General features: G+C 65.9%; 19 protein-coding genes. 15 read left to right on the top strand and 4 right to left on the bottom strand.

Annotation, left to right across the window (positions count from 1 at the left end; all coding sequences use genetic code 11):
- Positions 1–22 precede the first annotated feature (22 nt).
- The 4 genes from BMY31_RS04530 (at position 23) to BMY31_RS04515 (ending at position 4,711) form a co-directional block, all read left to right on the top strand.
- Positions 23–1,591, top strand: a complete 1,569-nt coding sequence (locus BMY31_RS04530) for an amidohydrolase (RefSeq protein WP_091008732.1) — start codon at positions 23–25, stop codon at positions 1,589–1,591.
- A gap of 50 nt (positions 1,592–1,641) precedes the next feature.
- Positions 1,642–2,610, top strand: coding sequence for a sugar isomerase (locus BMY31_RS04525; RefSeq protein ID WP_091008729.1), 969 nt, complete (start codon positions 1,642–1,644; stop codon positions 2,608–2,610).
- 156 nt (positions 2,611–2,766) lie between these two features.
- Positions 2,767–3,633 carry a PfkB family carbohydrate kinase gene (locus BMY31_RS04520; RefSeq protein WP_091008726.1) on the top strand — a complete coding sequence of 289 codons (867 nt, stop codon included), beginning with the start codon at positions 2,767–2,769 and terminating at the stop codon, positions 3,631–3,633.
- Positions 3,634–4,294: 661 nt separating this feature from the next.
- Positions 4,295–4,711, top strand: a complete 417-nt coding sequence (locus BMY31_RS04515) for a hypothetical protein (RefSeq protein WP_091008723.1) — start codon at positions 4,295–4,297, stop codon at positions 4,709–4,711.
- 96 nt (positions 4,712–4,807) lie between these two features.
- Here BMY31_RS04515 and BMY31_RS04510 read toward each other — a convergent pair whose 3' ends face one another.
- The 3 genes from BMY31_RS04510 to BMY31_RS04500 form a co-directional block, all read right to left on the bottom strand.
- On the bottom strand, positions 4,808–6,478 hold the full coding sequence (locus BMY31_RS04510; RefSeq protein WP_091008720.1) for an NAD(P)/FAD-dependent oxidoreductase: 1,671 nt from the start codon (positions 6,476–6,478) through the stop codon (positions 4,808–4,810).
- An 85-nt stretch (positions 6,479–6,563) separates the two neighbouring features.
- Positions 6,564–7,859 carry an aminoacetone oxidase family FAD-binding enzyme gene (locus BMY31_RS04505; protein ID WP_159444017.1) on the bottom strand — a complete coding sequence of 432 codons (1,296 nt, stop codon included), beginning with the start codon at positions 7,857–7,859 and terminating at the stop codon, positions 6,564–6,566.
- Positions 7,860–7,861: 2 nt separating this feature from the next.
- A complete protein-coding gene (locus tag BMY31_RS04500) occupies positions 7,862–8,698 on the bottom strand; it encodes an Mrp/NBP35 family ATP-binding protein (protein ID WP_078687831.1) in 837 nt (278 codons plus the stop codon).
- 290 nt (positions 8,699–8,988) lie between these two features.
- Here BMY31_RS04500 and uvrA point away from each other — a divergent pair, with 290 nt between their 5' ends.
- The 11 genes from uvrA to BMY31_RS04445 all read left to right on the top strand — a co-directional run bounded on the left by uvrA (position 8,989) and on the right by BMY31_RS04445 (position 21,166).
- The gene (gene uvrA, locus BMY31_RS04495) at positions 8,989–11,877 is read left to right on the top strand and encodes an excinuclease ABC subunit UvrA (protein ID WP_091008717.1); all 2,889 of its coding nucleotides are present in this window, start codon (positions 8,989–8,991) and stop codon (positions 11,875–11,877) included.
- Positions 11,877–12,374, top strand: a complete 498-nt coding sequence (ybaK, locus tag BMY31_RS04490) for a Cys-tRNA(Pro) deacylase (RefSeq protein ID WP_091008714.1) — start codon at positions 11,877–11,879, stop codon at positions 12,372–12,374. Before uvrA ends, ybaK begins: the two co-directional genes overlap by 1 nt.
- A gap of 286 nt (positions 12,375–12,660) precedes the next feature.
- The gene (hisG, locus tag BMY31_RS04485; RefSeq protein WP_091008711.1) at positions 12,661–14,340 is read left to right on the top strand and encodes an ATP phosphoribosyltransferase; all 1,680 of its coding nucleotides are present in this window, start codon (positions 12,661–12,663) and stop codon (positions 14,338–14,340) included.
- Positions 14,327–15,712 (top strand): histidinol dehydrogenase, encoded by a 1,386-nt coding sequence (hisD, locus tag BMY31_RS04480; protein ID WP_091008708.1) that lies wholly within the window; start codon positions 14,327–14,329, stop codon positions 15,710–15,712. The genes hisG and hisD overlap by 14 nt, the downstream gene beginning before the upstream one ends.
- Positions 15,713–15,808: 96 nt before the next feature.
- A complete protein-coding gene (gene hisC, locus BMY31_RS04475; RefSeq protein ID WP_091008705.1) occupies positions 15,809–16,909 on the top strand; it encodes a histidinol-phosphate transaminase in 1,101 nt (366 codons plus the stop codon).
- Complete coding sequence (gene hisB, locus BMY31_RS04470; RefSeq protein WP_091008702.1) at positions 16,909–17,496, top strand: imidazoleglycerol-phosphate dehydratase HisB; 588 nt, start codon at positions 16,909–16,911, stop codon at positions 17,494–17,496. The genes hisC and hisB overlap by 1 nt, the downstream gene beginning before the upstream one ends.
- Positions 17,496–18,173, top strand: a complete 678-nt coding sequence (gene hisH, locus BMY31_RS04465; protein ID WP_091008699.1) for an imidazole glycerol phosphate synthase subunit HisH — start codon at positions 17,496–17,498, stop codon at positions 18,171–18,173. Before hisB ends, hisH begins: the two co-directional genes overlap by 1 nt.
- A gap of 2 nt (positions 18,174–18,175) precedes the next feature.
- Complete coding sequence (locus BMY31_RS04460) at positions 18,176–18,910, top strand: 1-(5-phosphoribosyl)-5-[(5-phosphoribosylamino)methylideneamino]imidazole-4-carboxamide isomerase (protein WP_091008697.1); 735 nt, start codon at positions 18,176–18,178, stop codon at positions 18,908–18,910.
- Between the two features lie 11 nt (positions 18,911–18,921).
- Positions 18,922–19,689, top strand: coding sequence for an imidazole glycerol phosphate synthase subunit HisF (gene hisF, locus BMY31_RS04455; RefSeq protein WP_091008694.1), 768 nt, complete (start codon positions 18,922–18,924; stop codon positions 19,687–19,689).
- A 26-nt stretch (positions 19,690–19,715) separates the two neighbouring features.
- Positions 19,716–20,111, top strand: a complete 396-nt coding sequence (hisI, locus tag BMY31_RS04450; protein ID WP_091008691.1) for a phosphoribosyl-AMP cyclohydrolase — start codon at positions 19,716–19,718, stop codon at positions 20,109–20,111.
- 140 nt (positions 20,112–20,251) lie between these two features.
- Positions 20,252–21,166, top strand: a complete 915-nt coding sequence (locus BMY31_RS04445; protein WP_180371359.1) for a proline iminopeptidase-family hydrolase — start codon at positions 20,252–20,254, stop codon at positions 21,164–21,166.
- A 131-nt stretch (positions 21,167–21,297) separates the two neighbouring features.
- Here BMY31_RS04445 and BMY31_RS04440 read toward each other — a convergent pair whose 3' ends face one another.
- Positions 21,298–21,516: an IS3 family transposase gene (locus tag BMY31_RS04440; RefSeq protein ID WP_369821286.1), complete on the bottom strand. Its 219-nt coding sequence runs from the start codon at positions 21,514–21,516 to the stop codon at positions 21,298–21,300.
- Positions 21,517–21,613 lie beyond the last annotated feature (97 nt).

The following is a 21,613-nucleotide window of genomic DNA, read 5'->3' as shown; positions in this document are numbered from 1 at the left end:
TATTCCCGATTGAGGTGCACAGATGCAAGACAGACCAGACAGCCTGGTTATCCTTTCGCGCAACGTCTTCCCCGCAACGGGCACGGACTCCTTTGATGGGTTCGTCGCGACGCGGGCCAACCGCATCGTGGCGGTTGGCCCGCGTAAGGACGCCGACCCGTACGTCTCCTCGGCCACGCGCGTTTTCGACGCGGGCAAGCGCACGGTGCTTCCGGGCATGACCGACAACCACACCTTCTTTACCGGCTGGGCCCTGCTCTCGCTCGGCTGCGACCTCTCGCGCGAGCACGACGTGTCGAGCGCACTGGCGGCCCTTCTCGCCTACGAGCGCACGCTTGACGACGGCCAGCCCCTCTTTGCCCACGGCTGGAATGCCGAGTCATTCTTGGCGGACGACTCCTTCGACGAGGACGCGATTCTGGACGCGACGTTTCCTGACCGACCGGTTGTGGCGTTCTCGGACGGGCGCGATTGCTGCTGGATGAATCGGGCTGCGCGCGAGCGCTACGGTTTCACGCCTCAGGAGTGCTATGCCGAGAAGATCTGGCGCATGATGCGCGACTACCTTGCGGACCCCAGAATGCGCAGCCTGTACCGCCTGTACATGCGCATGCTGAACTCGCGCGGCATCACGCAGATCAAAGAGATGGCCTTCGACGACTACTACGGCTTCGTCGACGTGATGGAGGCCATGGAGAAAAGCGATGAGCTCACCGTTCGCGTCTCGATGATGAGCCAGCCCGTCGGCCGGCCGATGGACCTCGAGCACGGGCGTCGAATGAGCGAGCGCCTGCAGGGGCCGTTCTTGAGCTTCGGCGGCTTCAACCGCATGACTGACCGTTCCATTGCGTCGGGCATGGCCGAACTCAAGGAGCCCTACCTCGACCGACCCAACTGCTGCTGTGGCGAGCCCGTCGAGTGGGATTTGATCGAGTCGGAGCTCATGGAGGCCGACCGCGAGGGTTTTCGCTATTCCCTGCACTGCCAGGGGGATGCGGCCGTGGCGCACGTGGTCGGCCTGTACGAGCGCTGCGCTCGCGGCTCCGACGGCCGCCTGCTGCGGCGGCATGCCATTACAGACGTCGAGCTCTCGGACCCCAAAGACCTCGTGCGCCTTGGCGAGCTGGGTGGCATCTGCGAGGTGTACCCGCAGATTCAGTCGCTCGACCGCAAGGCCGACCTGCTCGAGATGGTCGAGCGGAAGGTCGGCCTCGAGCGCTTCGGGCACTACTGGCAGCGTCGCCAGATGTGGGACGCCGGCTGCGTCGTGGTGGGCGACACCGACCTGCCGCTGATGCTGCCGTCCATTGGCGAGTCCATCTATTGCGGCTGCGGCGGTCATTTTGACGACGGCGACACCGCGCGGCTTGAGAATATGCTCACCGTCCCGGAGATGCTGCTCTCCTGGACGGCCAACGGCGCCTACGACTGCTGCTCGGAAGACCGCCTGGGAACGCTCGAGCCTGGCAAGCTTGCCGACATCGTGGTCTTGGAGAGGGACGTCCTCCACGCGGACCCGGCAACCGTTCGCGACGTGAATGCCGTTCTGACTGTGAGCGACGGCCGCGTGGTGTTCGACCGGATGGGCTAGGGACCACTGACAGAAAAATGCACAATGGTGTCAACAGATTGGAGTTTTGGATGAACGCAGTCGACTACGCGGAACAGATTCTTGCGGAGAGGAAGATGGTCAAGCAGGTCTACTGGGTCGCCTGCGGCGGCTCGGTTATCGACCTCTATCCCGCCCACTGCCTGATCAACGCGTCGAGCGTCTCGATCGAGAGCGCCATCTTTACCGCTGCCGAGTTCAACGCGTTTCCTCCCGCCAAGCTCGGCCCTGACTCGCTGGTCGTCACGTGCAGCCATTCCGGCGGCACGGCCGAGACCGTCGAGGCCAGCGAGCTTGGCAAGTCCCGCGGTGCCTACGTGCTTGCGATGACCAACAGGGTGGAATCCAAGATCGACGGCGGGTCGTGGCCCTGCTGGGTGTATGCCTGGGAGGATGACACGCCGCAGGCCGATCGTCCCGCGGGCTTCTCGCTCAGGCTTGCCGCAGAGCTGATGGCCGCGCAGGACGGATACGACAAGGTTGAAGCTCTCTCTGCGGGAATCGACCAGCTCGACGGCATTATCGCGGCAGCCAAGCCGCGCGTCGAATCCGAGCTTGGCCCGCGCTTTGCTGAGCTGTGCCGCCAGCACGACTTCTTCTATGTGATGGGCTCTGGCCCCACCTTCTGCCAGACCTACGGCTTTGCGATTTGCTCGTTGATGGAGATGCAGTGGCAGCACTGCTCGTACGTGAGCTCGGCCGAGTATTTCCACGGTCCGTTCGAGTGCACCGAGAAAGGTGTGTTCTACTTCCTCCAGAAGGGTTCCGGCGCTAACCGTGCCATCGACGAGCGCGCCGAGCGCTTCCTGGTGGGGCACACCGACACGCTGATGGTCCTCGACTCCGCAAGCTATGGCATGGAGGAGGTGGACGAGTCGGTGCGCAGCTACCTTGACCCAGTCTTTTTCTACGAGATGAACGTGAGCCTGCGCGGCGTTCGCGGCAAGGCGTTTGACCACGACCCCGACATCCGCCGCTACATGGGTGTCGTCGACTACTAGGAATCGCGCTTGGGCTACCCCCTGGCACCCGGTGCCGAAATCGCCTCGTGCGAGGTGAGTGCCCCTTGCAGGGCGAGCCTCCTGAAGGGCAGCCGAGCCGATCGTGTTGGCACCAAAGCTTCGCGTGCGGCATTAAAGTGGAGAAAGGAAGCGGACATGCAGCAAGATCTTGATGTCAGCGTCTGTGGCTTCGGCGACAACGTGGTCGACATCTACGAGCACGTCAGGACCATGTATCCCGGCGGCAACGCCGTCAACTTTGCGGTCTACGCGAAGAAGGCCGGCGTCAGGCGCGCCGCGTACATGGGTTACTTCGGAAACGACGACCGTGCCGAGCACGTGATCGAGAGCCTCTACGATGAGGGCATCGAGCTCGTCAAGTGCAAGCAGCTCATTGGCGAGAATGGCTACAGCTGCGTCTCGATAGCCGAGGACGGCGACCGCATCTGGGGCGACTACAACCAAGGGGGCATCCGCGGAGAGTCCCGTTACGTGCTCGATCGCTTCGACATCGAGTACCTGCGGCAGTTTGACATCGTCCACTCGGGCAATTACTGCTTCACCGAGCGTCAGCTGCACAAGATTCATGACGCGGGAGTCGAGCTCTCGTTCGATTTTTCGGACGACTCCAGCTGGGACTACTACCAGGAGGTTGCTCCGAGCGTGACCTATGCGTTCTTTTCGGCGTCTGACCTTTCCGTCGACGAGACGAATGAGCGCCTGCGGAAGGTTCACGAGCTGGGTCCGAAGTGGGTCTCGGCCACGCGTGGCGCCGAGGGATGCTTCGCCTTTGACGGCGAGAGGTTCTATCGACAGGAGGCGAAGCCCGTCTTGGACATGCGCGACGCCATGGGCGCGGGCGACTCGTTTCTGACGAGTTTCCTGGTCAAGAGCATCGATACCCGTAAGAAGGGCGCGTCGGACGAGGAGTCGTACAAGGCGGGCCTGGCCTATGCGGCGGAGTTCGCCTCGGACGTGTGCTGTGCCCAGGACGGTAGCTGGGGGCACGGCCTGAAGTACTAGGTCAGTCTCTTTCTGCAGACAACTGCCTAGATTTGTTAGAAATGCTCCCAGTGGTGCCTGGTATCACTGGGAGCATGGATGTCTTCATTACAGGAAACCAGGCACTTGCGATTTTGCGCTCTTCTCGTCTGGGAAGAGGTCCAGAACTGTGGACATGTACAGAGTCAATGAAGGCTCCGGTTCCTGTCCCGTGGCGATGCTGAAAGGCGTCCTGAGGCCGATCGTGCCGTTCCTTGGGGAGATCCTGACGTGCACGGCATTGGCGTGCTGGTGTCTGGGTCTCCTCATCGGGTGCGGACCAACGACTGCGCCGTTTCGCGCCATGCATGCGACTTGGGACCAAGGGCGTACAGGGAGCTCGTGGTCTCTTCGGTTCAGCTTGCTCATGCTGGGCTACCAGCCGGAACGAGGGCGTTTCTGGACCTCCGGAGCGCTACGTCGTGTGCGCCCGCAGCTCTTGCCACCGCTTTTGGTAACGGAGACGACAGGCTCCAGTTGCAGTTTGCCAAGCTGTTTGCTCTCTTGTCGGAACTCATGGGTACGTATGGCAGGGAACCTCAGAACGCATGCAAACTGACTTCGCAGTATGACCTTGCTCCGCGCTTTCTGTTGAAAGCTTGGCCAGCTACCTTGGGAAAGCCCCGCCGACTCGGGAGTCGACATGGCACGGCGCATTCTTCCGCTTGCGAAGGAGAGGTTTGCGTCACCTCTTGAGGTGGCGACCTATGCCATTCTGGCGCTGCCTCCCCGATACGGCGGAATCAGCTTTCCCGCCCCCGAGAATAACCCGTCTCTTTACCTGGACGGACCTTCCGGCATGGGTGGAGGTCGCATTGAGGTGATCCCAGACATACTGTTCCCGGACATGAAAATGGTCAGCGAGTGCGACGGCCGTGCGTTCCACGGCTTTGAGGACTCTTGCGTTTTGGATCGCAGTCGCTGGAGAAACTACAGCCTGAACGGGTATTCCGTGATGCCCGTGACCTACGCTGACCTTGCGAGGCTCGACTCGAGCGATGATCTCATCGAAAGCGTTATCGCTGCCGCTGGACATGGCTTGTCGAAAGGCGAGCGCTGACGCAAGGGGAAGCACGCTCGTGATGCAACGGTCCACCACAAGCGTGAGATATTGCTGAACGCGAGCTTCCGACAGCCGATTTGGGTGGCCGCGGGCCTATCCCAGTGACTCGACGAGCGCTGCCGCCACGCGCAGGCCGTCGGTCGCAGCGCTCATGATGCCGCCGGCATAGCCGGCGCCCTCGCCGCAGGGCCAGAGTCCGGCGGTCGAGATTGACTGGCAGCCCTTGTCGCGGGTCACACGAACGGGCGAGCTCGAGCGCGTCTCCACTCCCGTGAGCACGGCATCGGCGGTGTTGAACCCATGAAGCTGACGGTCCATCCTAGGGATGGCGCCGCGCAGGGTGTCACTCACGTAGCCGGGAAGGCACTGGCTCACGTCACCCCAGGCAACCCCGCGTGGATAGGTTGGCTCGATGCTGCCACCCGCAGAGGAGGGCGTTCCCTGGAGGAAGTCGGAAACCAGCTGGGCGGGAGCGACGTATCCGCCTCCACCTGCCGCAAAGGCGGCCTTCTCGCACTGGCGCTGGAGCTCGACGCCGGCTAGGACGTCGTTGCCGGGAAGGTCACCGGGGAAGACGTTCGCGAGGAATCCCGAGTTCGCATTGGTTCCTGCGCGGTCCGAGAGGCTCATGCCATTGGTGACGACCCCTCCGGGCTCGCTTGCGGCGGCGACTACGTAGCCGCCGGGGCACATGCAGAACGAGAACGCGCTGCGTTTGTTGTCCAGGTGCGCGACCAGCTTGTACGGGGCGGCTCCCAGGGCGGGGTGCCCTGCGAAGGCGCCGTACTGCGAGCGGTCGACCATCGACTGCAGGTGCTCGATGCGCACGCCCATGGCGAAGGTCTTGCGTTCCATGGCGACGCCGCGCTCGCGAAGAAGCTCGAACACGTCGCGCGCCGAGTGACCGCAGGCGATCACGACGTTGGAGGCCGCAGCCTTCTGGCTGATGACGAGCCCGGTCTGTGGGTCGTGCTGCTCGAGGGTCACCGAGGTCACGTGGGGCGAGGGCGTGTCCGCGATCTCGATCTCGGTCATGCGGCACGACAGGCGCACCTCGCCGCCGAGCTCCTCGATCTGGTTGAGGATGTGCGTGACCACCTGAGGGAGGACGTCGCTGCCCACGTGGGGCTTGGCGTCCCACAGGATCTCGCGCTGGGCCCCGGCCTCGACGAGGGTCTCCAATATGTAGCGATGCGCGCGACTCTTCGTCCCCGTTGCGAGCTTGCCGTCGCTGAACGTTCCGGCGCCGCCCAGGCCAAACTGGATGTTCGACTCGGGGTTTAGCTCGCCGGTCTCGTTGAAGTGCTCGATTGCCGCAGTGCGCCTCGTGGCGTCCTGGCCACGCTCGATCAGGAGCGGTTCGAGTCCCGCCTCGGCCAGCGCGAGCGCACAAAAGAGGCCGGCGCATCCCGCACCTACGACGACCGGGCGCCCGACGCGCTCGGTGCCCAGGTACCCGGGGAGCGAGAAGGGCTTGGGCTCTGCTATCCGGACGCTTCCGTCGCCGTGGCGGCGCTTGAGCTTGGCCATGAGGTCGCGCTCGGCGTTGGCCCGGCCGCGCAGGATGACGCGGACGCTGTAGGTGAAGTGCACGTCGTTCTTCTTGCGCGCGTCGATCGAACGCTTGCGCGGCTCGACAGAGAGCAGGTCGTCGGGGGTGACGTGCAGCTTTCGCAGGACGGCCTTGCGAAGAGCGAGCTCCTCGGTACGCTCCGTGCCGTCAAGCTGGTCGACCGGAATGCGGATGTTGGAAATGTCGAGCACGTCTACTCCTGACAAGACGCTGGCGGGTACCGGTGGGAAAAGAGGGCCAAGCCATCTGGCTCGGCCCCTCAATTCTATCTGCTTGCTAGGCCTGCGCGGCCGCGCTTCCCGCAACCATGCCGCTCTTCCATGCCCACGACAGGTTGTACCCTCCGCAGGCTCCGTCGACGTCGAGCGTCTCGCCGCAGGCGAACAGTCCCGGAATCCGAAGGGCCTCTAGCGTCGTGGCGTCGAACTGGTCGTTTTTGAGCCCGCCGCGCGTCACCTGTGCGCTGCTGGCGTCCGTGGTTCCCAGGGTTCGGAAGGGCAGTCCCTTCAGCAGGCCGATGAGCCGTTCCGAGGCGCTCTCGTCCGTGGGGTCTTCGGCGCTCGGCCCCTGCCACCCAGATCGCGCGAGGCTCCCGAGTACGCTCGCGATCTTGGGATCGACCACACCGTCGACGCAACCGTCCTCGAAGTCCCCGTGCATGAGGGGGTCAATCATCTGGCGAAGCTCGGAGGCATTCACGTCGGGCACGAGGTCAATCGCGACCAGGTCGCCCGCAAGCACCTCGCGTGACATGTTGAAGATGACGATGCCCGAAAGCCCATAACTGCGGAACAGGACCTCGCCGCGCTCGCTCCAGCACGGGAACATCCCGTGACTCAGCTGCGCGCGCACCTGGGCGCGGCAGCCGTCGAGCGCGGCCAGCGGGGAGTCCTCGCAGGCGATGGGGCAGAGCACCTTCCTCGTCTCCGTGACCTCGAGTCCCAGCGGGCCGAGCGCCTCCGCCGTACCGCCGCCGGTGGCGACGACCACGCGGCCGGCACGCGTCCTTGTCTTGCGTCCCTCGTCAAAGAGCTGCTCAAACGCTAGCGAGAAGGACTTGCCGTCCCGCTCGACGGACGTCACCGGGCGTGCGGGCGCCAACGTGGCCCCGGCCTCACGCGCGCGATGCAGCAGGACGTTCCTGACCGATGCCGCCCTGCGCGAGAGCGGGTAGAGGCGCCCATCCTCAAGCGCCCAGCGCATGTTGGAGTCACGGAAGAAGTTCAGGATGTCGCCCAGCGGGTCGTCGCCGAAGGCCTGGCCCACGAATTCCGGGTCGTTGAAGCGCTCAGCGCCGAGTTCGACGGTCGAGAAGTTACAGCGCCCGTTGCCGGTGGCGAGGATGCTGCGACCGCACTCGGGAGCGGACTCGAGCACGAGCGTCTTGGCCCCTGCCTCGGCGGAGCTGATGGCCGCCGCGAGGCCAGCTGCGCCACCGCCTATGACGGCGACGTCGTAGCGCTCGTCGACCGTGACCTCGGCAGCCCGTGCCAGCAGGCGCTCCCTCTCCTGCGCGCGCGAGGGCCTCTTGCCCGAACGCGCCTTGCCCGCATGCGAGCCAACTCGCGCCACGGCTATCCCTCGACCGTCTCGACGGCGTCCGGAATGAGTCCGGAGGGGAGCTCGCTCTCGAAGGTGCCGGCGTCGCAGGCTGCGGCGACCCTGGGGTCGATGGGGATGCGCCCCAGGTCCCTGACGTTGAACTCGCCCACGATCTCGTCCAGGTGGCTGGGCCCGAACGGCTCGAGCCTCTTTCCGCAGTCGGGACACTCCATGTAGCTCATGTTCTCGACCACGCCGAGCACGGGCACGTCCATCATGGCAGCCATTTTGACGGCCTTGCCCACGATGACCTGCACCAGGTCCTGTGGCGAGCTGACGATCACGACGCCCTCGATGGGGAGCGACTGGAAGACGGTCAGCGCTACGTCACCCGTTCCCGGCGGCATGTCGACCAGCAGGTAGTCAATGTCGCCCCAGAGGGTGTCCTCGTAGAACTGCTTCAGGGCGCCCATGAGCATGGGGCCGCGCCAGAGCACGGGGTCGTTCTCGTTCTGCAGGATCAGGTTGGTGCTGATGATCTTCACGCCACCCTTGGACTCGGCGGGAACGATCTTGTCGTCCTGGCCCAGGACGTGCTGGCCTGAAAGCCCGAACATCTTGGGGATGGAGGGGCCGGTGATGTCCGCGTCAAGAATGCCGACCTTGTGACCCTTGCGCGTGAGCTCTGTGGCGAGGATTCCCGTGACAAGCGACTTGCCGACGCCGCCCTTTCCCGAGATGACACCAACCACGTGCTTGATGCTCGACTTGTCGTTTACCTGGTACTTCTCGGGACCCTCATGCTTGGACCTGTGGCCGAAAACGGCCTCGACGTCGCTGCGGACGGCCTCCTCGTCAAACTCTGCCATGCGCTTCCTTCCTTCAGCGGGCGCCGGACGCGCGCGGCCCGCATGAACCTTACAAATCTTCAGCCCCTTGATTCTACCCAACGCGCCCCGTCGCATACGCCACCCGCCGCTCGCCCGAGCACCAAACATGTGTTCTATACGAAAATGATGCAGCCACGCCAGCACTTGCGGAGCCGCCGCCACGCAGCCGCTAGAATCAGAGGGAAGAAACCGTGTGGGCAGCCAGCGTGACCCGGAGCCCTCCGGGCCGAGCGGCTGCCGGGATTTTGGCAAGAGGGTTGGAGAAGAGCATGGCCTCAGATTCCATCGTCATCCGCGGAGCGCGCGAGCACAACCTTCGCGACATCGACGTCACCATTCCGCGCGACAAGCTCGTGGTCATCACGGGCCTTTCGGGCTCGGGCAAGTCGAGCCTCGCGTTCGACACCGTCTACGCGGAGGGCCAGCGCCGCTACGTCGAGTCGCTCTCCAGCTACGCGCGCATGTTCCTCGGACAGATGGACAAGCCCGACCTCGACTCCATCGACGGCCTGAGCCCCGCGGTCTCCATCGACCAGAAGACCACCAGCCGCAACCCGCGCTCCACGGTGGGCACGGTGACCGAGATCTACGACTACCTGCGCCTGCTGTTCGCGCGCATTGGCACGCCGCACTGCCCCGAGTGCGGTCGCCCCATCAGCCGCCAGACCACCGACCAGGTGGCGGACAAGGTCCTCGCCACCGGCCAGGGCAGGAGGGCCTACGTGCTCGCTCCCGTCGTCCTGGGGCGCAAGGGCGAGTACACCAAGCTCTTCGAGGACCTGCGCAAGGAGGGCTTCAGCCGCGTCCGCGTGGACGGCGAGGTCCGTGAGCTCGACGAGGAGATCAGGCTCGACAAGAAGTACAAGCATTCCATCGAGGTTGTGGTCGACCGCATCGTCATCCGCGAGAACTCACTGGGTCGCATCGCCGAGGCCGTCGAGCAGGCCACCAAGCTCGCGTCGGGCCGCGTCAGCTTCTACCTGCTGCCCGACCGCGACGCCCCGGAGGGGACGGAGGGCAACCTCCTGAGCTACTCGCTGGCGCTCGCCTGCCCCGAGCACGGTCACTCCATCGACGACCTGCAGCCGCGCGACTTTTCGTTCAACGCGCCCTACGGCGCCTGCCCGGACTGCGACGGCATCGGCACGCTGCGCACGGTCGACGCCGAGGCGCTCATCGAGGACCCGACCGTCTCGGTTGCGGACGGCGTCTTCGGCGACACGTTCAACCGCTCCAACTACTACCCGCAGGTGTTCGCGGCCGTGGTCAGGCACATGGGCGAAGACCCCAAGACGCCGTGGGAGGAGCTCTCCAAAAAGACCCAGAAGGCACTTCTCGACGGCCTGGGCTCAACCAAGGTGAAGGTCGACTACGTCACCAAGGACGGCCGCAACACGCACTGGTTCACGACGTTCTCGGGCGTGAGGTCCATCCTGTTCGAGAAGTACGGCGAGACCTCGTCCGATTCGGTCAAGGCCAGGCTCGAGCGCTACATCCGCGAGGTACCGTGCCCCACCTGCCACGGCGCGCGACTCAAGCCGGAGTACCTTGCGGTCACGGTGGGCGAGAAGAACATCCAGGAGGTCTGCGACCTCTCCTGCAAGGAGAGCCTGCGCTTCTTCGAGGGACTGCAGCTGACCGAGCGCCAGCACCTCATTGGCGGTCCCATCGTCAAGGAGATCGTCGCGCGCCTTCGCTTCATGGTGAACGTCGGCCTGGACTACCTTACGCTCTCGCGCGCGGCCACCACGCTCTCGGGCGGCGAGGCGCAGCGCATCCGCCTGGCCACGCAGATTGGCGCCGGCCTGATGGGCGTCCTCTACATCCTGGACGAGCCCTCCATCGGTCTGCACCAGCGCGACAACGACCGACTGATCGATACGCTGCGACGCCTGCGCGACCAGGGCAACACCGTGCTGGTGGTCGAGCACGACGAGGACACCATCCGCGCGGCGGACTACGTCATCGACATGGGGCCCGGTGCCGGCGAGCTGGGCGGCGACGTCGTCGCGGCCGGCACGCCCGACCAGATCATGCGAAACCCCGATTCGCTCACGGGCAAGTACCTCACGGGCAAGCGCATGATCGAGTTGCCGGGCAAGCGCCGCAACCCCCGGCGCGGTGCGTTCAGGATCTCCGGCTGCCGCGCGAACAACCTCAAGAACGTGTCGGCCAAGGTCGAGTTCGGAACCCTCACGGTCGTCACCGGCGTTTCGGGCTCGGGCAAGTCGTCGCTGGTCACCAACACCATCGCACCGCTGCTTGCGAACGAGGTGCAGCACGCCTCGCGCTTCGTCGGTCCCTATCGCAAGTTCGAGGGCGTGGTAGACGACGAGGGCAACAAGCTGATCGACAAGGTGATCGACATCGACCAGAGCCCCATCGGCCGCACGCCGCGCTCCAATCCCGCGACCTACATCGGCCTGTGGGACGACCTGCGCAACCTATACGCATCTACGCCCGAGAGCCGCGCCCGCGGCTACTCGGCCGGGCGGTTCTCGTTCAACGTGTCAGGCGGCCGCTGCGAGGCCTGCAAGGGCGACGGCCAGATCAAGATCGAGATGAACTTCCTGCCGGATATCTACGTGCCCTGCGAGGTCTGCGGTGGGAAGCGCTACAACCGCGAGACCCTCGAGGTCACCTACCACGGCAAGTCGATCTCGGACGTGCTCGACATGACGGTGACCGAGGCGCTGGCGTTCTTCGCGAACATCCCGCGCATCAAGAAGAAGCTGCAGACCCTCTACGACGTGGGCCTGGGCTACGTGCACCTGGGCCAGCCCGCCACCACGTTGTCGGGCGGTGAGGCCCAGCGCGTCAAGCTGGCCAAGGAGCTGCACCGCACCCAGACGGGCAAGACCTTCTACATTCTGGACGAGCCTACGACAGGCCTGCACTTCGAGGACGTGCGCATGTTGGTCGACGTGCTCCAGAAGCTGGTCGACGCGGGCAACACCGTCCTGGTGATCGAGCACAACCTCGACGTCATCAAGGTGGCCGACAGGATCATCGACCTCGGGCCCGAGGGCGGCGAGGGCGGTGGTACCATCGTGGGCTACGGGACTCCCGAGCAGATCGCCGCGACGGAGGGCTCGTACACGGGCAAGTACCTTGCCCCGATTCTTGAACGCGACCGAGAGAGGATGGCGACGCGCTAGTGGCGAAGAAGGAGAAGGTCCAGAAGACCAACGCGATGCGAGAGCTGGAGCGCGGGGGCATCTCGTACGAGCTCCAGAGCTACGACGCCGACAACGAGGACCTTTCGACTGGCGTTGGCGTGCGCATCTCGGAGATGCTGGGGGAGGACCCCGAATCCGCGTTCAAGACCCTGGTGACCGTCACGCCCTCCGGCGGGCACGTCGTGTGCTGCGTCCCGGTGGCCGAGGAGCTCGACCTGAAGAAGGCGGCTGCGGCGGCGGGCGAGAAGAGCCTCTCGATGATGCACATGAAGGACCTCGAGCCCACCACCGGCTACGTTCGCGGCGGCTGCACGCCCGTGGGCATGAAGAAGCAGTTCCCCACACTTATTGACGAGACCGCCCAGCTGTTCGACCAGATTGGCATCTCGGGTGGCAGGCGTGGCATCTCGCTTCGCCTCAACCCCGAGGAGCTTGCGGATTTCATCGGCGCCCAGTTCGCCGACATCTGCCGCTAGGGCTCGTCGCCCGGGCCCGCCCCCCGAAGCGCGTCGGACTTCGGCGCCGACCGCCGCTGGCGGAGAAAACGCGGCTCAACGTGGCAAACAGGTAACGCTTCCATTCCTTTGTTTCCTGCTCGTATATTCTTCAATCAGGTGCACTGCCGGGTACTTTAGTGTGATAAAGTACCTCCATCACAAGCACTGTAGCACGCTAAAGTGAAGCGGGCGGGAGGCTGTGGGGAACGACCTCGCAACAAGCCTTCTGCCTGCGACTTCACAAGGCGGACGAGAGGAGACGCTCTTGCTAGCCAGGACTCCCAGGGGCTTTAGGGACATCCTTCCCACCGAGGCCCTTGCACGCGAACGAATCACGCAGACCGTGAGGTCGTGCTTCTCGTCCCATGGGTACCTTCCCGTCGAGACGCCGCTGCTGGAGGACCGTGCCGTGCTCGACCGTGGCGGCCGTCTGCAGAACACCCCGTTCCAGCTCTTCGACGTCGACGGCAGCCTGCTGGTGCTGCGCCCCGACCTGACACTGCCCATCGCGCGCATGGTGTCCACGCGCTTCTCGGACGGGTCGCTCCCGGTTCGCCTGCGTTACGCCGCGCCGGTGGTGCGCGAGGAGTCCACGCTCAAGGGTCAGCCGCGCCAGTTCACGCAGCTGGGCGTCGAGCTCTTTGGCGGAGAGGGGATTGCCCCCGAGGTCGAGGTCATCTCCCTTCTGGCCGAGACGCTTGCTGCCCTGAGGGTTCCCGCGTGGAAGATCGTCTGCGGCTCGGTGACGCCGCTCAAGGCGCTGCTCGATGCGACGGCTCCCAGCGAGGAGTTCCGAGCCCGGGCGATGGAGCTTGTACACGGCTCCGACCTGGTGGGCCTCGACGAGCTGATTGACGCGGCGGGGAGCTTGGCTCCCGTCGCCGCGAGCGCCCTGCACGGCATCTGCCGCCTGGCGGGCGACGCCGACGTGCTCGACCAGATCGACGAGCTGCTGGGCCGGGCGGGCGTCGCAGAGGAAGAGCGCGGCACGCGCGAGCTTCGCGAGCTCGTGGCCGGCCTCGATGCCAGGGCCAAGCAGCGTCTGACCTTTGACTTCTCGATCATCAACTCGTTCGACTACTACACGGGCGTCGTGTTCAAGGCGTACTCCGAGGCCACGACTGCCTCCATCGCCTCGGGCGGGCGCTATGACGCGGTCCTGGCGAACTTGGGCCGTCCCGACGTGGCGTCCTGCGGCTTTGCGCTCTCGCTCGAATGCATGCAGGAGGTCCTGGGCGAGCAGGGCGAGTCTGGCGTCGTCTCGGCGCGCGCCCGAAACGCCGAGCGCCCGCTGCGCATCGCGGTTCCCAAGGGCGGCCTCTTCAAGGACGCCGTGCGCCTGCTCGAGCGGGCGGGCCTTCCCGTCGACGAGCTGCGCGACCCCGGTCGTAGGCTGATCATTCCCGCCGAGGGCGTCGAGTATGTCATCGTGCGCGCCCAGGACGCTCCGGTCTTCGTGGGCCACGGCGGCGCCGACTGCGGCATCTGCGGCAACGACTCCATCATCGAGGCCGGCATCGACGTGCTCCAGCTGGTCGACCTGCACTTTGGCGCCTGCCGTTTCGTCGTGGCAGAGCCCGCGAGCAAGGCCGGCGACGCCGACGCCGCGGCGGCGTGGCGTGGCAGCGTGCGCGTGGCGACCAAGTACCCGCGCATCACCCAGAACTACTACGACTCCATCGGACAGCAGGTCGACATCGTCCAGCTGCACGGAAACATCGAGCTTGGCCCCATCGTCGGCATGACGGACCGCCTGGTGGACATCACCGCCACGGGGACCACGCTCAGGGAGAACGACCTCGTCGTCGTCGACGAGGTAATGGAATGTACCGCACGCTTCTTCGCAGGTCCGGCGGCCTATCGCTCCGACGAGCGCATCCGCGACCTGGCCCAGAGGCTCCAGCGCGCCTGCGCGCAAGAGGGGAGCAGCAATGAGGACCGTTAGGCTTTCTGCCGGCCAGCAGCTTACCAAGGACGAGCTCCGTCGCGAGGGTGCCCTGCCCCGCGAGGTCATGGAGTCCGCCCAGGCCATCGTGGATGCCGTGCGCGAGGGCGGCGACCAGGCGGTGCGCGACTATTGTCTGAAGTTCGACGGGGCCTGCCCCCAGAGCTTCCGCGTCGACGAGTCTGTCATCCAGGGTGCGCTCGACATGGTCGACCCCGAGTTCCTCGCGGCGCTCAAGAAGGCCGCCGCGCAGATCGAGGAGTTCCACCAGCGCGAGCGTGAGGAGTCCTGGTTCATGACGCGCCCCAACGGGACCGTCCTGGGCGTCAAGGTGACCCCCGTCGCCTCGGCGGCGCTCTACGTTCCCGGCGGGCGCGCCCAGTACCCGTCCACGGTCCTCATGGACTCCATCCCCGCCAAGGTCGCCGGCGTCGAGCGCGTGGTCATGCTGACCCCGCGCCAGCGCGACGGCTCGCTTTCCGCCTACACCCTCGCCGCCGCGGCCGTCGCTGGCGTCGACGAGGTCTACGCGGTGGGGGGTGCCCAGGCAATCGCCGCGGCCGCCTATGGCACCGAATCCATTCCTGCGGTCGAGAAGATCGTGGGTCCCGGCAACGCGTTCGTCGCCGCCGCCAAGCGCTACGTGTCCGGAGACGTCGGGATCGACATGGTTGCCGGCCCCTCCGAGGTCGGCATCCTCGCCGATGCCACGGCCGACCCCGCGGTGGTTGCGGCCGACCTCATGGCGCAGGCAGAGCACGACCCCATGGCAGCCTGCTACCTGGTGACCTGCGACGAGGAGCTTCCCGGCCGCGTGCTCCAGGCGGTCGAGGCGCTGGTCTCGCAGAGCCCGCGCGAGAAGATCACGCGCGCCTCGCTCGACGACAACGGTCTGATCGTGGTGTGCGACACGCTCGACGAGGCCATCGACGCGATGAACGTCGTCGCGCCCGAGCACCTCGAGCTTCACTGCGCGGATGCGTTTTCGCTCGTGGGCAAGGTGCGCAACGCAGGCGCGATCTTCGTGGGCGCCTGGAGCTCTGAGCCCCTGGGCGACTACGTTGCCGGTCCCAACCACACGCTGCCCACCGGTGGCACGGCCAGGTTCTCGAGCCCCCTGGGCGTGTATGACTTCACCAAGCGCTCGAGCGTCATCAGCTACAGTCCCGAGGGACTGCGCGCCGACGGTCCCGCCGTCCAGGCGATGGCTCAGGCCGAGGGGCTCTGGGCGCACGCGCTCTCCGTCGGCATGCGCATGAGGTTGCTTGACGAGGGCGGTCAGGCGTTCGCGGACTCCGCCAAGGCCTGTGAGGGTGCCATGGAGTGCGCCTGGCCCCGCAAGCTCGACGAACCGGGCGTGCCCAGGCTGTAGGACGACGACGGCCGCGTGCACTTCTCGGCGAAGGTCGAGGGGATGCGGCGAGGGAGCCCACGATGCGACCAGACGCCCACAAGGAGGTCACCACAGATGTCCCAAGCAATATCAGACAGCATCCGCGCGGCCATGCGCCCGAGTGCGGCGGCCCTCGAGCCATACGACCCTGCGTTCACGCCGTCGCGCATCAACCTTTCGGCCAACGAGAACACCTATGGAATGCCCGATGACGTGCGCGCAAAGGTGAACGAGGCGCTGTGCGCGGTGAGCGCCAACCGCTACCCGCAGCCGCTCTCGGACGAGCTGCGCGCTGAGCTCGCTGCGTGGCACGGTGTTGCCCCATCGCAGGTGATCGTGGGCAACGGTGGCGACGAGCTGCTCTTTAACCTGTTTCTTGCCTTTGGCGGGCAAGGTCACGTGCTGGCCAACGTGCCGCCGACGTTTACGGTCTACCGCCTGTACGCAGAGTTGGTCGAGACCCAGGTGGTCGACGTCCCGCGTGACAGCGACACGTTCGCGATCGACGTTGACGCTCTGGTCGAGGCGGCGCGCACGGCGAGCCTGGTGATAGTCACCTCGCCCAACAACCCCACGGGCGACCTGTTCTCTGTCGAGGACGCGCGCCGGCTCTGCCAGGCGTGCCCCGGCATCGTCCTGTTGGACGAGGCCTACATGGAGTTTGCCCCCGAGGGCTCGAGCGCCGCGCCGCTTCTGGGCGAGTTCGAGAACCTTGCCGTCCTGCACACGCTGTCGAAGGCGTTTTGCCTGGCGGGCGCGCGCATTGGCTACCTGCTGTGCAGCCCCTCCATTTCCGGCGCGCTGGCCGCGGTGCGCCAGCCCTATTCGGTCAACGTGTACTCGCAGGCCGCGGCGCTCGCGGCGGTGCGCGGCCGCGCGTCGTTCGAGCCCACGATCCAGAAGATCCGCGAGGAGCGCGAACGTCTTGCCCAGGGGCTGGGCCAGCTGGCCTCCCGTGGCGTGCGCGTGTGGCCCAGCGAGGCCAACTTCATGCTGGTGCGTGTGCCCGATGCGGCTCGGGTGCGCCGCCGCCTAAGGGACGAGTTCTCTATCCTGGTGAGGGACTTCTCGTCCGCGCCGGGTCTTGAGGGGTGCCTGCGCATCACCGTGGGCACGCCGGAGGAAAACGACGCCGTGCTCGACGCACTGTCGACGCTTGTTGGAGAGGAGCGCTAATGGATCGCATCGCAACCGTCTCCCGCACGACGGGGGAGACCGACATCACGGTCACGATCGACCTGGACGGCAGCGGGAGCTGCGACATCCAGACGGGAGTGGGCTTCTTCGACCACATGCTCAACGCACTGGGTCGCCACTCGCTGTGTGACCTGAGCGTCCGCGCCGAGGGCGACACCTGGGTGGACGACCACCATACCGTGGAGGACGTGGGCATCGTGCTGGGACAGGCCGTGGCCCAGGCCCTGGGCGACAAGCGCGGCATCAAGCGCTTCTCGGATGCGACGGTTCCCATGGACGAGGCGCTGGTGCTTGCGGCCATCGATATCAGCGGCCGCGGTGAGCTCTACTGGGACGTTCCCATCGAAGCTCAGAAGGTGGGCAACTTCGACACCGAGCTCGGCCACGAGTTCTTCGCGGGCTTCGCACGCGACGCGGGCATCACCCTGCACGTGCGCAAGATTGCCGGGCAGAACGCGCACCACACGCTCGAGTGCGCCTTCAAGGCGGTTGCCCGTGCGCTGCGCGCCGCCGTCGAGTTCGATCCAAGAAACGATGACATCCCGTCGACCAAGGGGAGCCTCTAATGCTGAGCGGCGACATCGTGGTGGTCGACTACCACAAGGGAAACCTGCAGAGCGTCGCCCGCGCGGTCGACGAGGTGGGTGGCAGCGTCTGCGTGTCTGACGACCCCGTCGACATCGCTGCCGCGCGCGCCGTCATCCTGCCGGGCGTCGGTGCCTTCGAGGACGCGATGGCCTACATGCGCGAGTCCGGCCAGGCCGACGCCGTGGTCGAGGCCGTGCGGGCCGGCAAACCCTTCCTGGGCATCTGCCTGGGACTTCACTTGCTGTTCGAGCGTGGCAACGAGCGCTCGGCCGAATCCGGGGACGCGGACAAGGCGGCGGGTGACGACCAGTGGGTGAGTGGCCTGGGTCTGCTTAAGGGCTCGGCAACGCGCCTGGAGTCGACGCGACTCAAAGTGCCCCACGTGGGCTGGGACCAGGCGCACATGACCGACCACGGCCATCGCTGCCCGCTGTTCGTGGACGTTCCCGAGGGCGCCAACCTCTACTTCACGCACTCCTACGCGCTTGACGACGACGTCGACCCCGGCATCGTCGCGACCGTCACGCACTACGCGCGCAGCTTCGCGTCTGGCGTGTGGGCCGACAACGTCTTTGGAGTGCAGTTCCATCCCGAGAAGTCCTCGCGTACGGGCAAGGTCATCCTGCACAACTTCGTTAACGTCGTCAGGGGGTAGTGGTGATTCTCTTTCCCGCAATCGACCTGGTTGCCGGCCAGGTGGTGCGCCTGCAGCGCGGCGACCGCTCGAAGATGGACGTTTACTCCGACGACCCGGTGGCCGTCGCGCGCGACTTCGCGGCGCGCGGTGCCCACTGGGTCCACGTCGTCGACCTTTCGGCGGCCTTTCGCGAGGACGCCGACGCGAGGCAGAAGAATGCGCGCGCCATTGCCGCAATCTGCTCCGTCGAGGGGATAAGTGTGGACACCGGCGGCGGCGTGCGTGACATGGCGGCAATCGAGCGTCTGGTCGACGCCGGCGCCAAGCGCATCGCCATCGGCACGGCGCTCGTGCGCGACCCCGCCTTCAGCGAGGCTGCCGCCCGCGACTTCGCCGACTACGTGGTGGCCGATGTCGCCGCCCGCGACGGCGAGGTGCGCGTCGACGGCTGGCGCGAGGGCGAAGGCGTCTCGGCCGAGACCCTCGTCGCAGACCTGCGCGACCAGGGCTTCAGGCACCTCGTCTATACCGACATCGCCCGTGACGGCATGCAGACGGGCATCGACGTCGAGGCGTACCGGCGCATCTCGCGCGTCGCGGGCTTCCCGGTGGTCGCCTCGGGCGGCATTGCGAGCCTGGACGACATCCGCGCCTGTGCCGCCGCCGGCAACGACGTGATCGAGGGGGCCATCACCGGCCGCGCACTCTACGAGGGGAACTTCACGCTCGAGGATGCCCTCGCGGCGGCCCTGTAGGAAGGAGCCACATGCTTACCAAGCGAGTCATACCCTGCCTGGACGTGAAGGACGGTCGCGTCGTCAAGGGCGTCAACTTCGTCGACCTGCGCGATGCCGGCGACCCCGTCGAGCTCGCGCGCGTCTACGACCGGGAGGGCGCTGACGAGGTCGTCTTCCTCGACATCACGGCGACCTCGGACGATCGCAGGACGACCATTGACCTTGCCAGCCGCGCAGCCCAGGAGCTGCGCATTCCCTACACCGTGGGAGGTGGCTTTCGCGACGTCGCGGGCATGCGCAAGATGATCTCGGTCGGTGCGGACAAGGTGTCCGTCAACTCCGCGGCCATCAAGGACCCCGCGCTCATTACCGCGGCCGCCACGGCCTTCGGCAGCCAGGCGGTCATCTGCGCGATCGACGCAAAGCGCCAGGGTACGGTCGACAAGTGGGAGGTCTACCTGGCGGGCGGTCGTGTTGCCACCGGCATCGACGCCGTCGAATGGGCCACGGAGGCCGCGCGTCGCGGCGCTGGCGAGATCCTGCTGACTAGCATGGACCGTGATGGCACCAAGGAGGGTTTCGACCTCGCCCTGACGCGCGCCGTGGCCCGCGCCGTCCCCATCCCCGTCATCGCCTCGGGTGGCGTCGGCACGCTCGAGCACTTTGCCGAGGGCATCATCGAGGGCGAGGCGGACGCGGTCCTGGCCGCATCGGTCTTCCACTTCGGCACGTTCTCGATCCGCCAAGTCAAGGAGTACATGGCGTCACAGGGCATTCCCGTGCGCCTGGACTTCTAAGAGGCTTCTAGAGAGAAGGGCATGCCATGTCAGACGAGACTTTGCCATCGGATGCGAAGCTGTGCTACGCGGGAGAGCCGCTCGAGCTGGTCGACCTCGACGCCGCGGGCATCAAGTTCGACCAAAGGGGGCTTGTGCCCTGCGTGGTCCAGCAGCACGGCACCGGCGAGGTGCTCATGGTTGCGTGGATGAACCAGGAGTCGCTGCGCCTGACGCTTCAGACGGGCACGACCTGGTTCTGGTCGCGCAGCCGCTCGGAGCTCTGGAACAAGGGTGCCACCTCGGGCAACGTGCAGCAGCTTAAGGCGCTCCTGGTCGACTGCGACGGCGACACGCTGCTGGCTGTCGTCGACTCGCCGGGTCCCGCCTGCCACACCGGGCACCGCAGCTGCATGTTCCGCGCCATCAGGCGCGAGGGCTAGGTACTTCTCGGCCGCAAAACGTGTTGTCGCGCGTTTGCGTTACGTGATAGCGACAGTTCGGATAGGGCTATAAATAAGGGCATCTACCTCGCGTTATGATAAGAAGAACGTAACCGTCTCGACACGTGGGGAACATGCCCATGAAGATAGAAGAAGGCTACATCCCGTTTGCGGGATACCAGACGTACTACCGCGTCGTGGGGGAGTGCGAGCCGGGAAGGCTCCCGCTCCTGGTGATCCACGGCGGCCCGGGCGCCTCGCATTACTACCTGCGGCCGCTCGACATAATCGCGCAAAAGTACGGGCGTGCCGTCGTCTACTACGACCAGCTCTCGTGCGGCAACTCGAAGACGCCGTCTCTTCCCGACAAGTGGGGCTGCTCGTTCTTCCTGGAGGAGCTCAGCTGCGTCCGCTCGTACCTTGCGGAGCACTATGGATGGGACCGCCTGCACGCCCTCGGGCAGAGCTGGGGCGGCATGCTGGCGATGATGTACGCCATTGGCGAGCCGTGGCACGGCTTCGGCCACGAGGGCCTCGCCTCGATGACGGTCTCGAGCTCCCCGGCTGACATGGACCTCTGGCTCAGCGAGGCGATCCGTCTGAGGAGCTACCTTCCCCAGCAGATGAGGGAGGCGCTCGAGCAGGCGGATGTCGACGGTGACTACGAGCGGCCCGAAGTCAAGGCCGCGGCCGCGGAGTACTATCGCCGCCACGTCTCGCTCAACCCCAGCGAGGCGCTTCGTCCCGAGGACGTCACGCCGCCAGACCCAGTGGGCGACCAGTGCTACCACTTCATGCAGGGCATGAGCGAGTTCGTCGTCACGGGCGCGCTCTCGCACTGGAGCGTGGTCGACCAGCTGGGGCAGATTGACGTCCCGACCCTGGTCACCTCGGGTGCGGCCGACGAGTGCACGCCGATCATCGCAAAGCAGATCGCCGACGGCATCCCCGGCGCGCGCTGGGAGCTCTTCAAGGACGGCACTCACTGGGTCCACGGCGAGCAGCAGGAACGTTTTGGCGCCGTCGTGGAGGGCTTCCTCGAGCAGAACGAGTAGGGCCAGGGAACCGCGGGCAAAAGGCGCTTGCAAGCAAGGAACGCAAGGGGCCACGGGCGCGACCAAGGTGAGGCGGCCCCCATCCAAGGTGTGAACTGCGCCCCAGTTCTTGGACGGGCAAATAAAGCGGCCTAGGCCGCATGCAGGGACTGATTCCGGAACTCCTCCGGGGTCAGTCCCTTCAGCTTAACCTGACGCCTCCTCGTGTTCCAGTGGACGACGTAGGCGTCGAGGTCCCTCTTGAACGCGTCGAAGCTCGGCCATGTCTGGTCACGGAAGAACTCGTCCTTCAGGTGGCCGAACACCTGCTCGGTCGCCCCGTTGTCGATGCAGTTGCCCTTCCGGGACATGCTCTGCACGACGCCCGCCTCCTTCAGCCTGTTGCACCACCCGGCCTGCTGGTACTGCCAGCCCATGTCCGAGTGCAGTATCGGGCTGGCGCCGTCG

Origin of the sequence: Parafannyhessea umbonata, assembly GCF_900111255.1 — a bacterium.
In the GTDB taxonomy this organism is placed as follows: Bacteria; Actinomycetota; Coriobacteriia; order Coriobacteriales; family Atopobiaceae; genus Olsenella_J; species Olsenella_J umbonata_A.
The sequence above is the reverse complement of the archived record's forward strand: the minus strand, read 5'-3'. Positions and strand labels throughout refer to the sequence as shown.